Annotated in this window: 11 protein-coding genes; 3 read left to right on the top strand and 8 right to left on the bottom strand. The window is 62.0% G+C overall.

What is annotated here, in order from left to right:
* Positions 1-27 precede the first annotated feature (27 nt).
* The 6 genes from BM193_RS13885 to hutC all read right to left on the bottom strand — a co-directional run bounded on the left by BM193_RS13885 (position 28) and on the right by hutC (position 7,648).
* Positions 28-297, bottom strand: a complete 270-nt coding sequence (locus tag BM193_RS13885; protein WP_034746247.1) for a type B 50S ribosomal protein L31 — start codon at positions 295-297, stop codon at positions 28-30.
* A gap of 214 nt (positions 298-511) precedes the next feature.
* The gene (rho, locus tag BM193_RS13880) at positions 512-1,774 is read right to left on the bottom strand and encodes a transcription termination factor Rho (RefSeq protein ID WP_010401543.1); all 1,263 of its coding nucleotides are present in this window, start codon (positions 1,772-1,774) and stop codon (positions 512-514) included.
* Positions 1,775-1,929: 155 nt separating this feature from the next.
* The gene (gene trxA, locus BM193_RS13875) at positions 1,930-2,256 is read right to left on the bottom strand and encodes a thioredoxin TrxA (protein WP_070224200.1); all 327 of its coding nucleotides are present in this window, start codon (positions 2,254-2,256) and stop codon (positions 1,930-1,932) included.
* Positions 2,257-2,560: 304 nt separating this feature from the next.
* Positions 2,561-3,031 carry a response regulator gene (locus tag BM193_RS13870; protein ID WP_092797186.1) on the bottom strand — a complete coding sequence of 157 codons (471 nt, stop codon included), beginning with the start codon at positions 3,029-3,031 and terminating at the stop codon, positions 2,561-2,563.
* An 83-nt stretch (positions 3,032-3,114) separates the two neighbouring features.
* Complete coding sequence (locus tag BM193_RS13865; protein ID WP_254786123.1) at positions 3,115-6,453, bottom strand: PAS domain-containing hybrid sensor histidine kinase/response regulator; 3,339 nt, start codon at positions 6,451-6,453, stop codon at positions 3,115-3,117.
* A 475-nt stretch (positions 6,454-6,928) separates the two neighbouring features.
* Positions 6,929-7,648, bottom strand: coding sequence for a histidine utilization repressor (gene hutC, locus BM193_RS13860; protein ID WP_092796643.1), 720 nt, complete (start codon positions 7,646-7,648; stop codon positions 6,929-6,931).
* Between the two features lie 181 nt (positions 7,649-7,829).
* Here hutC and ada point away from each other — a divergent pair, with 181 nt between their 5' ends.
* The 3 genes from ada to BM193_RS13845 all read left to right on the top strand — a co-directional run bounded on the left by ada (position 7,830) and on the right by BM193_RS13845 (position 11,322).
* Complete coding sequence (ada, locus tag BM193_RS13855; protein ID WP_092797182.1) at positions 7,830-8,885, top strand: bifunctional DNA-binding transcriptional regulator/O6-methylguanine-DNA methyltransferase Ada; 1,056 nt, start codon at positions 7,830-7,832, stop codon at positions 8,883-8,885.
* Positions 8,882-9,571 carry a 2OG-Fe(II) oxygenase gene (locus BM193_RS13850; RefSeq protein ID WP_092796641.1) on the top strand — a complete coding sequence of 230 codons (690 nt, stop codon included), beginning with the start codon at positions 8,882-8,884 and terminating at the stop codon, positions 9,569-9,571. The genes ada and BM193_RS13850 overlap by 4 nt, the downstream gene beginning before the upstream one ends.
* Positions 9,572-9,645: 74 nt before the next feature.
* The gene (locus BM193_RS13845) at positions 9,646-11,322 is read left to right on the top strand and encodes a mechanosensitive ion channel family protein (protein ID WP_092796639.1); all 1,677 of its coding nucleotides are present in this window, start codon (positions 9,646-9,648) and stop codon (positions 11,320-11,322) included.
* Between the two features lie 42 nt (positions 11,323-11,364).
* Here BM193_RS13845 and BM193_RS28345 read toward each other — a convergent pair whose 3' ends face one another.
* Positions 11,365-11,868, bottom strand: a complete 504-nt coding sequence (locus tag BM193_RS28345) for a hypothetical protein (RefSeq protein WP_139176051.1) — start codon at positions 11,866-11,868, stop codon at positions 11,365-11,367.
* 467 nt (positions 11,869-12,335) lie between these two features.
* Positions 12,336-13,403, bottom strand: coding sequence for a hypothetical protein (locus BM193_RS13835; protein ID WP_092796637.1), 1,068 nt, complete (start codon positions 13,401-13,403; stop codon positions 12,336-12,338).
* Positions 13,404-13,522: the final 119 nt, after the last annotated feature.

The raw sequence follows: 13,522 nt of genomic DNA, 5'->3' as shown, positions 1-13,522 counted from the left end.
TTTTTTTTTGCCGCATCGCGGCAAAAATCAGCCTGCTGCGACTGCGGTTTTCGAACCAACGGAACCGAACTTCTGACGGAACTTCTCGACGCGACCGGCGGTATCGACGATTTTGTGCTTGCCCGTGAAGAATGGGTGCGATTCAGCCGACACCTCGATCTTCACCAGTGGGTATTCTTTACCGTCGTGGGTGATTTTTTCGCGGGTCTGGATGGTCGAACGGGTAACGAATTTGAAATCGCACGACAGATCGTGGAAAACAACTTCGCGATATTCTGGATGGGTATCGACTTTCATGGGATTCTCTCTAAGTAGGTAGCCAAACAGCACTTCGTCGGTCGTCTTGCTTCTTGACCCGATTGCCGATCACTTGCCAGGGTTTAAAATAATGCAACCGTCGATTATATAGCGCTTTGGGGCCGACGGCAATAAAAAAGCCGCTCGATGAGCGGCTTGTACGCGATGGTCAGCGGAGGGCTGGGGTCAGACCCGGCGGGTCTGACCCCAAAAATCAGCCGCCGCGGCGCATCATGTCGAAGAATTCCGCGTTGTTCTTCGTGGCCTTCATCTTGTCGAGAATGAACTCCATCGCCTCGATCTCGTCCATCGAGTACAGCAACTTGCGCAGGATCCAGATTTTTTGCAGCTCGTTCGGCTTGATCAGCAGTTCTTCGCGGCGCGTGCCCGATTTGTTCAGGTTGATGGCCGGGTAGACGCGTTTTTCGGCCAGACGGCGTTCCAGATGCACTTCCATGTTGCCGGTACCCTTGAATTCCTCAAAGATCACGTCATCCATGCGCGAACCCGTTTCGATCAGCGCCGTGGCGATGATGGTCAGCGAGCCGCCTTCCTCGATATTGCGCGCGGCGCCGAAGAAGCGTTTTGGACGTTGCAGCGCGTTCGCATCGACACCGCCGGTCAGCACCTTGCCCGAGGCAGGGATCACGGTGTTGTAGGCGCGCGCCAGGCGGGTGATCGAGTCGAGCAGGATGACCACGTCTTTTTTCATTTCGACCAGGCGCTTGGCTTTTTCCAGCACCATCTCGGCCACTTGCACGTGGCGCGTGGCCGGCTCGTCGAAGGTCGAGGCGACGACTTCGCCGCGTACCGAACGTTGCATTTCGGTAACTTCTTCCGGACGTTCGTCGATCAGCAGCACGATCAGGGTGATGTCGGGGTGGTTCGCCGTGATCGCATGCGCGATGTGCTGCAGGATCACGGACTTGCCGGATTTCGGCGATGCCACCAGCAGGCCGCGCTGGCCTTTGCCGATCGGGGCGATCAGGTCGATGATGCGGCCGGTGATGTTTTCCTGGCCATTCATTTCACGTTCCAGGCGCAGCGGCTCGTTCGGGTGCAGCGGCGTCAGGTTTTCAAACAGGATGCGGTGCTTCGAGGCTTCCGGCGATTCGCCGTTGACCTTGTCTACTTTGACCAGTGCGAAATAGCGTTCGCCATCTTTCGGGGTCCGTACCTCGCCTTCGATCGAATCGCCGGTGTGCAGATTGAAGCGGCGGATTTGCGAAGGGGAGATGTAAATGTCGTCGGTGGACGCCATGTAGCTGGCGTCGGGCGAGCGCAGGAAGCCGAAGCCGTCAGGCAGCACTTCCAGGGCGCCATCGCCAAAAATCTGTTCGCCGGACTTGGCGCGTTTTTTCAGGATAGCGAACATCAGCTCCTGTTTGCGCAAGCGGGCCGCGTTGTCAATGTCAAGACCGATCGCCATCTCAAGCAGGGCGGATACGTGTAGGGCCTTTAGTTCGGATAAATGCATATGTGTTGAGTGTCCCGAGACGGGATGTAAAGGTAGGGGAGGGAACTGCGTGGCTTGATTAATTAGTCGGGAAGGATTTGCCTGAATGGTAGCAAAGCCGCTTCCCGGTGTGTTCAGTCAGGCGGCGCTGCGGGCGCAGCGCTGCCTATCATACATTAAATGTTGCTGTCGACGAAAGCGGTCAACTGGCCTTTGGCCATGGCGCCCACTTTTTGCGCGGCGGCGGCACCATCCTTGAACAGGATCAGGGTCGGGATGCCGCGAATGCCGAACTTGGCAGGCACTGCCTGGTTGGCGTCCACGTCCATCTTGGCGATCACGATGCGGCCGGCGTATTCCTTGGCGACTTCTTCCAGGATCGGGGCGATGGCCTTGCAGGGACCGCACCATTCTGCCCAGAAGTCGACCAGTACTGGCAACTCGGATTTCAGGACGTCTGCTTCAAAAGATGCATCGCTAATGTGTTTGATATTTTCGCTCATATTTTCCTCAAATGAGGGTGGGATCAATAATGCCTGGAATTAACCATACGCTGGTTCGCCATCCATGCTTCCTGGAATGCAGCTAGCAGATGGGGGCAATGGGCACGAATTCAATGTTCTTGGAAGGTGCGACCAGAGGTATGCAGGCGGGGATGGCTGAAATAATAACCCATTTTTTCAAAGCGTGGCGATTATTGCAGAAAAACTTGAGGCAGATCGGCCCGCGGCCCATGCGGCGGGCCGCCAAGCCGCATGGCTGCTGGCCTGCGGCGCCTGTGGCGGCAGCCTCGCCCACTGGCCGGCCTCAGGCTTGCACGCTGGCCTGGCGCGCCGTGTGCTGCAGTTGCAATGTCACCATGAGCTGCAATTCCGCGCTCTCCATCGGCTTGCGGAAGGTGCCTAATATATGCAGGCCATTGGCCATGGCCAGGCGTTCGGCCGCCAGGCGCACGGCCGAATGCAGGCCCGACAGCAGCACGACGCCGCCACGGAAACCGTTTTCCGCCGCCATGCGCAGGAATTCGATGCCGTCGATGTCGGGCATGGACAGGTCGCAGATCAGCAAATCGGGCTGGTGCTGCTGCAAGGTGGACAGCGCCTGCTCGCTGTGCGACTCGCAGCGGATGTCGAAGTGGCCCAGCTGCTCGAGCATGTCGCTGAGCACGTCGAGCATGAAGACATCGTCGTCGAGCAGCAGGATGCGCAGTGGTGCCAGGCCTGCCTGGCCTTCATTCTGGGCCTGGGCCTCGGTGTGGTGATTGGATGCATTGTTCATCGTGATGTCTTTCAGTTTCCGGTTTGTCTGCAGCATCGGGTGGATGCCGTTAGCTTGCCGCAACGTCAATTGGCGGTCGCTGATTAATCGTCATTGGCAAAGCTGGTGTTGTTCATGATTTCTTCGGTAATCTGGTCGAGCAGCGGCCACAGGCGCGTGACGATGCGCTGTGCCTGCTCGGCCTCCTCGGCCGGTTCGCCCGGCGCCAGCGTTTCCAGGCTATGGCACAGTTCGGCCAGGCCCAGCGCGCCCACGGTGCGCGCCGAGGATTTGATGCGGTGCCCCAGTTCGCGCACCTGGTGCACATCGCCGCGCGCCAGGGCCGCATCGATGTCGTCAAAGCCGTCCTGCGTCGTCTGCAGGAACTTGAAGGCGAACTTGCGCACCTTTTGCGGGTTGTAGCCCAGGAGCTTGGCCAGGATGGACAGGTCGATGACCTGCGGATCGCCGGCCAGCGTGGTCTTGAAGGCGGGCGCGGCGCGCGTGCGCGCCGGCGGTGGCGTCTCGTGCGCCGGCAGCCAGCTGGCGATGGTCTGATACATCATGGCCGGCTGGATGGGCTTGGAAATGAAATCGTCCATGCCCGCTTCCAGGCAGCGCACGCGGTCTTCGCTGGTGGCCGTGGCCGTCATGGCCAGCACGCGCAAATGCGCCAGCTGCGGGTCGGCGCGGATGTGGCGCGTTGCCTGCAAGCCATCCATCAGCGGCATCTGCACATCCATCAGCACGCAGTCGAACTGCGTCTGGCGCAGCAGGTCGAGCGCCTCTTCGCCATTGTTCGCCAGGCAGACGGAGGCGCCCGCTTCTTCCAGCAATTCCAGCGCCACCTGCTGGTTGAAGGTGTTGTCCTCCACCAGCAGGATGCGCGCATGCTTGAGCGTGCGCATCACCAGGGCCGCGTCGGCGCTGGCGCGCATGGCGGCCGCCGTCTGCACCATGCTGTCGAGCATGGCGGGCGCCGCCTGGTCGGAAATGCCCAGGTTGGCCGTGAACCAGAAGGTGCTGCCGGCGCCGGGACGGCTGTCGACGCCCACGTCGCCGCCCATCAGCTGCGCCAGCTGCTTGCAGATGGCCAGGCCCAGGCCCGTGCCGCCATATTCGCGCGTGGTGGACGTGTCGGCCTGCTGGAAGGACTGGAACAGTTTGCTCATTTCATCCTGCGACAGGCCGATGCCGTGGTCGCACACTTCGAAGCGCACCAGGCAGTGTTTGGCATCCGCCACCACCTTGCGTACTTTCACGGTAATGCTGCCCTGTTCGCTGAATTTGATGGCGTTATTGGCGTAGTTGATCAGCACTTGCCCCAGGCGCAGCGGGTCGCCCACCAGCACGGCCGGCAACTGCGGGTCGATTTCAAACAGCAGTTCCAGGTTCTTGCCGGCGGCGCGCGGCGCCACCACCGTCATCAGGGTTTGCACCACATGGTCGAAACTGAAGTTGACGCGCTCGATTTCCAGCTTGCCCGCCTCGATTTTCGAGATGTCGAGGATGTCGTCGATGATGCCCAGCAGATGTTCGCCGGCAAAACGGATTTTTTCCAGGTAATCGCGCTGGCGCGGTTCCAGCTCTGTCTTCAATGCCAGGTAAGCCATGCCGATCACGCCATTCATCGGCGTGCGGATTTCATGGCTCATGTTGGCCAGGAACTGGCCCTTCGCCAGGCTGGCCTCCTCGGCCACCTGCTTGGCCTGGTCGAGCTGCTCGGTGCGCTGCGCCACGCGCTCTTCCAGATGTTCATTGAGTTCGCGCAAGGCGCTTTCGCTGCGCTTGTGATACGTGATGTCCGTCAGGCTGGCCACCACCATGCCCACCTTGCCGTATTCATCGCGGATGGCTTCCGTGTTGACGGACAGCCACGACAGGCTGCCGTCCGGCTGTTGCACGCCCATCAGCACGTCGCGCATGGCTTCGCCCGTCGACAGGGTGATGTGCACGGGATGGCTGCGCTGGTCGAAGGCGGAACCATCCTCGCGGATGGCTTGCCACAGGCTGTTGCCGGCCGGACTGGCCGCCAGCATGCGCTCGGCGGCCGCGTTGCTTTCGAGGATATGCCCGTGGCTGTCCTGCACCACCAGGCCATTTGTCACGGCGCCGAAGACGGACGCCATGCGCTGGCTGGAGTTCGACAGGGCGATCGATGCCTGGCGCCGTTCCGTGATGTCGGTGATCATCGCCAGGGTGCCGCCCGGCTCGCCGCTATCCGACTGGATGCTGGTGCTCGACAGCAAGCCCCACATGCTCGACTGATCCTTGCGGAAAAAGCGGAAATCGACCTGGTCCGGCTGGCTGGCCTGGCTGCCGTGGCTGGCCAGGCGGCGCTGCATCAGCAGCTGGCTGTCGCGGTCCATGAATGCGAGCAGCGGACGATGCAGCATTTCCTGCACCGTATAGCCCAGCATGTGCGCCATCTTCGGGTTGACGAAGGTGGTATTGCCTTCCGCGTCCGTCATCCAGATACCTTCGGCGGCCGTCTGCACGATCAGGCGGTAGCGTTCCGAGCTGGCGTGCAGCGCTTCCTCGGCACGTTGCCGCTGGGTCATGTCGCGCAGCGAGACGATGGAAAAGACCTGGCCCGCCATGCGCAGCGGCGACAGGCTGACCTTGGCCGGGAAGTGCGTGCCGTCGCGGCGGCGCGCCATCATCACCCTGCCAGGCAGGCTGTGGCGTGCTTGCGGATCGCCCGAGGACTGGCTGGCCGTGCTTTCCGGCACAAGTTGCTCCAGCGACATACCCGTCAGCTCCGCCAGCGGATAGCCGAAGCAGCGCGCGCCGATCTGGTTGGCGTAATGCACCTTGCCTTCCACGTCGGCCACCAGCATGGCTTCGGGCGCCGCTTCCAGCATGCAGCGCATGCGCCATTCTTCGTCCTGCTTGCGTTCGCTGATGTCGCAGACGATACCGCTCGCCTGCGTGGCGGCGCCATCGGAGGCGCGGGTCAGGACGGCGCCGCGCGCCAACAGCCAGCGCCACTGGCCATCGCTGTGGCGCAAACGAAATTCGCAATTGAAGGTACCTGGCGCCTGGCCGTCGAAATGCTGGCGAAACGCCAGGCTCAGGCGTGCGCGGTCATCGCGGTGCACTTCGGCCAGCCAGGCGGTCAGCGTGTGCTCCAGCCGCGCCTGCTTATCGCCCAACACTTCCTGATACAGGGGGGCGAACAGCAACTGGTCGGCTTCACGCCGCCAGGTCCAGCCGGCCATGGCGGCGCCACGCAAGGCGTGCACGGAGAGGCGTTCCGTACCGGCATCCACGGGCAGTTGCGCATGGCGTGCTTGTTGTCGCCAGCGCCAGGCTTGCCAGCAAGCCAGTGCCGCCAGGGCGGTGGCGCTGGCCGCCGCAAACGGCCACAGCTGTGCTGGCGCCGTGCCCGGCGCCGCTTGTGCCAGGGCGGGCAGGGACAGCGGGCCGCCCGCAGCCAGCATCGTACGCGCGAGCCGGCGCAGCGCAAGGCGCCGGGGGCGTGGTGCGCCGAAACTCGTGTGGCTGCAATACGACAAATGCATCCCTTTCTGGGGCGTGATTGGACCGGGCTGGCATACAGGATGCGCGCGCGAATCAACGCTGGCGGCGCTTTCTGGCGGCAACTATAGCATCGAATATTTACTCAGAGTATTTAAGTTCGGAAATGGTAAAAACAGGCCTCTTTTTGCTCTGCAGTGGCCTGTTTTTTTTGTCATTTGGTGAGAATTTGTGAGAAATGCCGGGAAAAATCGTGCTAAGTAATCGTCGGGAAATGCTGGTGAAGTGATGACAAACAAAACCGGATGCTAGGCCAGGCGCCGACCGCGACGCAGGTCGAGCACTGCCAGCAGTTGGCAAGCCTCGCCGGCCACCGGGTAGGGCGCCGGTATGGAAGTCAGCAATCACAGGAGTTTATTGGGGCTTGCTTGCGGAGCCTTAAGCAAAACTGCCCGCGAACTGATAGCGGTGTCCGGGGTGCCACATGGTGGCGATCGAGGCGATCTTGCCGCCCGAGCGCGTCTGGCGGCGCAGCACCAGGCAGGCCTGTTTCGTGTCGATGGCCAGCATTTCGGCGATGTCGCGCGGCGCCGACAGCGCTTCGATGCTGTAGGTGGCGCCCTGCAGGGGCGCGGCGGCCATCAGGTATTCGTTGGGCGTGATGCTGGAAAAATCCTGCGTCATGTAGTCGGGCGCGCACACGGGATTGACCCAGCGGTCTTCCACCTGGATCGGCACGCCGTTTTCAAAATGCACGATCAGCGAGTGAAACAGCGGGTGCTCCGGCGGCAGGCCGAATTGCTTGGCCAGCAAATCGGAAGCCTTGGTGCGCTCCAGCAACTGCAAGCTGCTGCGGTGGATATGCCCGCGCGCGCGCACTTCATCGGCGATACTCTTGATTTCCAGCAGGGTCGCCTGGTATTTTTGCTGTGCCACATAGGTGCCGGAACCCTGGCGCCGCGTCAGTATCTGCTCGCTCGTCAGTTCGCGCACGGCGCGGTTGACCGTCATGCGCGAGACGCCGAATTGTTTCACCAGTGCTTGCTCGGAGGGAATCACGTCGCCTTCCTTCCAGCGGCCGGCGGCGATGCCGGCCAGCAGAAAATCCTTGATGCGTTGGAAAATGGGCGTATTTTCTTGTGTATTGTGATCGTCCAATGCGGTTTCTCCGAGGCGCAGGCAGGGCGCGCCTCCGGGCGGACGCGCGATGGCCGATTTTAGCACCGAGCCAGGCAGGCGCCGCCAGCCTTTTTTTGAATTCAAAAGCAAGCGCCGGAGTGCGGCGTGCGCCGGCGCTGGCTATGCTGGATACTTGCCAATCACAAGCACGGAGTCCGAGATGCAACACTCTTATCTGACCGATGATGAACGCTGGGATGCCCTGCAGCGGCGCGCGCCCGACGCCGACGGCGTCTTTTATTACTCGGTGCGCACGACGGGCGTGTATTGCCGGCCTTCCTGCGCGGCCCGTCCCGCCCTGCGCCGCAACGTGGCCTTCCACGCCAGTTGCGAGCAGGCGGAGGCGGCCGGCTTTCGCCCCTGCCTGCGCTGCAAGCCGAACCTGCCGCCGCTGGCCCAGCGCCAGGCGGCCCTGGTGGCCGAGATCTGCCGCCTGATCGACGCCAGCGAGAACCTGCCCGACCTGGACAGCCTTGCCAGGGCCGCCGGCATGAGCCGCTTTCACTTCCACCGCGTCTTCAAGGCGCACACGGGCATCACGCCGAAAGCGTATGCGGCGGCGCGGCGCGGCGAGCGCCTGAAGGCCAGCCTGGTGCAGGACGGCAACGTCACCGAGGCGCTGTACGCGGCCGGCTTCAATTCCAGCGGCCGCCTGTATGCCGCCACGCCGGGCTTGCTGGGCATGACGCCGGGCGCCTTCCGCGACGGCGGCACGGGCGCCGTGATCCGCTTCGCCATCGCCGACTGTTCGCTGGGCGCCATCCTCGTGGCCAGCACGCAGAAGGGCATTTGCGCCATCCTCATCGATGACGATCCGCAAGTGCTGCTGCGCGACTTGCAGGACCGTTTTCCCCGCGCCGAGCTGCGCGGCGCGGAAGCCGATTACGAGCAGACCGTGGCGCAGGTGGTCGGCCTGGTCGAGGCGCCGGGGCTGGGCCTGGACTTGCCGCTCGACGTGCGCGGCACCGTCTTCCAGCAGCGCGTATGGCAAGCGTTGCGCGAGATTCCGGCCGGCAGCACCGTCAGCTATGCCGAGCTGGCCCGCCGCATCGGCGCGCCCAACGGCGCCCGGGCCGTGGCGGGCGCCTGCGCGGCGAATGCGCTGGCCATCGCCATCCCGTGCCACCGCGTGGTGCGCAACGATGGCGCCTTGTCCGGCTACCGCTGGGGCGTGGAGCGCAAGCAGGCGCTGCTCGAACGCGAGGGGAAGGCATGATGGCGCTGGACTGGCGGCAGATCGAGGATGATCTGAATCAAGACGGCTATGCCGTCGTGCCGGGTTTGCTCCATCCTGCGCAGTGCGGGGAGCTGGTGGCGCAGTACGACGAGGCAGCGCGCTTTCGCAGCAGGGTGGTGATGCAGCGCCATGGCTTTGGCCAGGGCGAGTACCAGTACTGGGCCTATCCGCTGCCCGATGCGGTGGCCGCCTTGCGCGCACGGTTGTACGGGCCGCTGGCAGCGATTGCCAACCGCTGGCACGCCAGCATGGGCCTCGACAGCCGCTTTCCCGAAACGCACGCGGCGTTCCTGGCGCGTTGCCATGCGGCCGGCCAAATCCGGCCCACGCCCTTGCTGTTGCGCTACCGTGCAGGCGATTACAACTGCCTGCACCAGGATCTGTATGGCGAGCACGTGTTCCCGCTGCAACTGGCCGTGTTGCTGTCGCGCCCGCATGAGGATTTCACGGGCGGCGAATTCGTGCTGACGGAGCAGCGCCCGCGCATGCAGTCGCGCGCCGAAGTGGTGCCGCTGGCGCAGGGCGACGCCGTCATTTTCCCCGTGGCGCAGCGGCCTGTGAACGGCACGCGTGGCAGTTACCGGGTGACCATGCGCCATGGCGTGTCGCGCCTGCGCTCGGGCATGCGCCACACCGTGGGCATCATTTTTCATGATGCGAGCTAAACAATACGTGTGACCCTTGAGTTTCCAGGATTACATGGCATGATGGCCACTCCCAGCCACTTTTTCCTCCTGCCATGTCCGCGTTGCTCCGCCTGATGTTCCTGTTGACGATTTTCCTGCTGCCCGCAGCCCATGCGGATGAGGACTCTTCCTCGCTCGTTTCGCAGGCCGCGTCCGCCGTTTCTCAGGCGAATGGCGCGTCGGCCAGGACGGCGCCGCTGATGTTTGCCAACCGCAAGGTATTTGTCTTCCGCGCCGCGCTGGCCGGCTATCCGCCCGACGAGCGCGCCATTGGGGCGCAGCGCCGCCTGGAAGGCGTGCTGGCGAAAAACGGTCCGCTGCAGGCGAGCACGCGCATGATTCCCGAAGGCACGCAAGTGCTGCTCGATGGTGTGCAACTGTTCGTCGTCGTGCCCGGCGACGTCAACTTGCTGGCCGGCGACACGACGGAAAGTGTGGCGAAAACGGCGGCCGAGGAGCTGAGCAAGGCCGTGCTCGACTATCGAGAACAGGGCAGCTGGCGCTACCTGGCCATCGCCGCCGCCGTGTGCGCAGCCGCCACCCTCGTGTTCTGGCTGGTGTGGGTGGGGCTGACGCGCCTGTACCGCTGGGCCAAGCGCCGCAGCGGCATCTTGCTGGCGGCGCGCCTGCGCGACGTGCGCCTGAAAAACGTGCGCGTGCTCGACGCCGAGCACTACATCGCCTTCGCGTATCAACTGCTGAGCGCCGTGCTGTGGGGCTTGCGCCTGATGGCCACCTATCTGTGGGCCGCCTTCGTGCTGGGCCGCCTGCCGTACACGCGTTCGTGGGGCGAAAGCCTGAGCGGCTACCTGTTCGACGTGGCGGCCGACGTCTTCCACGCCATCATCGGCGCCTTGCCGGGCCTGGTGCTGGTGTGCGTGATCTTCGCCATCGCGCGCCTGATCGCCGCCACGGCCGCCTCGCTGTTCAAGCGCGTGGAAAGCGGCGAACTGCAGATCGGCTGGCTCGACAAGGACACGGCCCTGCCCACGCGCCGCATCGCCAGCGTGGTGATCTGGCTGTTCGCGCTGGCCATGGCGTACCCGTATCTGCCCGGTTCGCACACGGCCGCCTTCCAGGGGCTGTCCGTGCTGGTGGGCCTGATGGTGTCGATCGGCGCGTCGAGCATCGTCGGCCAGGGCGCGAGCGGCTTGATCCTGATGTACACGCGCGCCCTGCGCAAGGGGGAATATGTGCGCGTGGGCGACTGCGAAGGCACCGTGGTCGAGTTGGGCATGTTCGAGACGCGCCTGCGCACGGGCCTGGGCGAGGAAGTGGCCTTGCCGAACGCATGGGTGATGTCGCAAACGACCAAGAATTATTCGCGCGCCCAGCCCGGCGGCGGCTTCGTGCTCGACTCCACCGTCACCATCGGCTACGCCACGCCGTGGCGGCAAGTGCACGCCATGCTGGAACTGGCCGCCTCGCGCACGATGGAACTGTCGACCACGCCGAAACCGTACGTGATGCAACTGGCCCTGCAGGATTACTACGTGCAATACCGTCTCGTCGCCTACGCCAGCGCCGAAGTCCCCCGCCAGCGCGCCGAAGTGCTGAACCGCCTGCACCAGAACATCATCGACGTCTTCAACGAATTCGACGTGCAGATCACCTCGCCGCACTACATCGATGACCCGAAAGAATCGCACGTGGTGCCGCCCGGCGAATGGTTCAGGGCGCCGGCGCAGCGGGGGGAGGAATCGATTGAGGCGGTTCCGCCCAAGTCTTGAACGCGAGGCGTGGTCTGTGCGTGACGGATGCAATGGCACGCGCTATCTTGGTTTTTCCTCGGGCGCGCAAGTATTTTTGCTATTTTTCAGTTGAATTACCTGGAAACCCCCGGCGGGTGCCGTGAGCAGGCAGAAATCTGCCGAGTAGCGCGAAGTGGGATCGGACGCGGATGGCGGCCTTCCCAGGAAGGATACGCCATACACTTTTCCCGCAACCAGCGGCGCGGCATCGCTGCTCTCGGCCCCCTCGGGTGCCTTGCCATAGCGCACGCATCCCTTGTTTGGCAGACGATAGCTGGGGTCGCCAAACGATGCATTGGGAAACATGACCGTCCATACATCTTTCCAGCCATTCGGCCCAGGTGTGCTGATCGTCAGCATCTTCAGGCTGACAGGCCCCCTTGAATGCTCCTCTTCGCTGGCAATCTTGAAGCAGGGAAGGCCAGCCTCTGTCATGACGGCGGCTGTGCCCATGCGCGACCACGCCGAGGCATTGATAGTCGTCAGCGTGGCAAGCAGGAATAGCAGTGTGTGACGATATGGCATGGCGATCCTTGCACTATCTGATGAGCGAATGCTCCGGGCAACTATCCTGTTTCCACGCTGGCGTGTCGCTGCCAATGGCGATGATTTTTCGTTCACCAGTGGCCGTGGCTACTATGCAAAACTTTCCCATGTAGCCATAGGTAGGGTCTGCAGGATCATTTGGTCTTCCATTGAGGAAAATGCTGTAGACCCGTCCTGTTTGCAGTTCAGGGGCGGGCATGCCGTTCGCTCCTTGGGGAAGGTCACCATACCGAAGGCAGCTTTTTGACGAGAGCGGTACTTTTTTTCCACCAGTCATATAAAAACTCCACACACCAACGACGGGCTTTTCTGACAGGTCTGAAATGCTGAGTGCTCCCAGGAGTGGCTGGCCGTTGCGACTTTCTTCCTTCTGCGAGATTGTGAAACACGGTACGCCGTCAACCGAACTTACTTCTGCGTCGGCGATGCGCGATCTTGCGGATACTTCAAGGGATATCGACGAGAGGAGTACGCTCGATATTGCCGCCAGGTAAATTTTTTTCGCTTTTTCTGTCTGTGAAAAAGTCACTGAGTACTTCTTCGTATAGTGCTTGGTCATTGGCATATTGCTCCTGTTGCATCGTTGGAGGATGCTTCAAATACTTTAACGCATAGTAGTCAGCCAGTAGATCCCCTTGTGCTTCCATGTTGTAGTCAGCTAGTCTTTTTGTGTGGCTGAGCTCATAGTTATAATCCAACCCAATTCTGAATGCGCCCCGCATTGCCACTGGGTATCTCAGTTGATACTGCCAAACATGGACCATTTCGTGAATGAACCAACGGCGCCGGATCCTATCAGTACTAGAAAAATCGTCCAGAAATCTCGACTCATGAAAGTACATTTCCCCATTGGGTGTCATGGCAGTGTTTTTTGGTTGGAACAGCCATAGATAAGGCCTCTTGTGAATTTTGACTTTGCTATAGTCGACGGCATCCTCGAAAATCATCCATGCCATGTCTATTTCACCCTGGGTAAGCGGGCGAGCCATGCTATCGATTTTTACCTGTTTTACTGATGTATCGAGATCCTTGTCGGTCGTTTTTACGTCTTGTAGCTCCACTATTATCGTCGTCGAAGCCACTGGGTCTGGTGCAGCAGAGCAGCAGGGAAGGCTGTCTTCTTGTGGGAAAAACTCCACCATCGTTATTTGCTCTTCCCGCTTGCTGGTGACGCGCCCCGTGCGTCCCTTCGCATCCGTCGTCCCCGTCCACGTTTCGCCATTGCTCAAGGTGAGCCGGTAGTCGGCATGCGCCAGCGGCACCTTGTTTTGCGAGACGAATTCCAGCTGCTCGTCGTAGCCGCAGCACCAGCATTCGTCGGGCTGGCCGGCCAGGCGGTGCAGTTCGCAGCCGCTTTTTGCATCGCGCAGGGTCGCGCCGCGCACCGGCTGGCCGTCGGCGCTGAAGGTGACGATCATGCTGTCGAAGCGCGCGCCCAGGCTTTTCTTTTGGTGGGCCACGAGCTTGAAGAACACGTCGCACGCGGTGGTGCTGATGACATGGTGCCTGGCCATGGGGACTCCGCGACAAAACGCCAGCGTAGGCTGGCACCGCGATGCGAGTATTGACCAGGCGCAAGGCTTGGGCGCTTGCGTTAAGATGCCGGGCGTCGCAAGATACAACGAACTGAAAG

This window comes from Janthinobacterium sp. 344, from assembly GCF_900112025.1.
GTDB lineage: Bacteria > Pseudomonadota > Gammaproteobacteria > Burkholderiales > Burkholderiaceae_D > Janthinobacterium.
This window is presented reverse-complemented; position numbering and strand designations above follow the sequence as displayed.

Bases quoted from the DNA above. Each gene is read 5' to 3' on its own strand.
- BM193_RS13885 (WP_034746247.1), bottom strand. From the start codon at position 297: ATGAAAGTCGATACCCATCCAGAATATCGCGAAGTTGTTTTCCACGAT.
- rho (WP_010401543.1), bottom strand. From the start codon at position 1,774: ATGCATTTATCCGAACTAAAGGCCCTACACGTATCCGCCCTGCTTGAG.
- trxA (WP_070224200.1), bottom strand. From the start codon at position 2,256: ATGAGCGAAAATATCAAACACATTAGCGATGCATCTTTTGAAGCAGAC.
- BM193_RS13870 (WP_092797186.1), bottom strand. From the start codon at position 3,031: ATGAACAATGCATCCAATCACCACACCGAGGCCCAGGCCCAGAATGAA.
- BM193_RS13865 (WP_254786123.1), bottom strand. From the start codon at position 6,453: ATGCTGGCTGCGGGCGGCCCGCTGTCCCTGCCCGCCCTGGCACAAGCG.
- ada (WP_092797182.1), top strand. From the start codon at position 7,830: ATGCAACACTCTTATCTGACCGATGATGAACGCTGGGATGCCCTGCAG.
- BM193_RS13850 (WP_092796641.1), top strand. From the start codon at position 8,882: ATGATGGCGCTGGACTGGCGGCAGATCGAGGATGATCTGAATCAAGAC.
- BM193_RS13845 (WP_092796639.1), top strand. From the start codon at position 9,646: ATGTCCGCGTTGCTCCGCCTGATGTTCCTGTTGACGATTTTCCTGCTG.
- BM193_RS28345 (WP_139176051.1), bottom strand. From the start codon at position 11,868: ATGCCATATCGTCACACACTGCTATTCCTGCTTGCCACGCTGACGACT.
- BM193_RS13835 (WP_092796637.1), bottom strand. From the start codon at position 13,403: ATGGCCAGGCACCATGTCATCAGCACCACCGCGTGCGACGTGTTCTTC.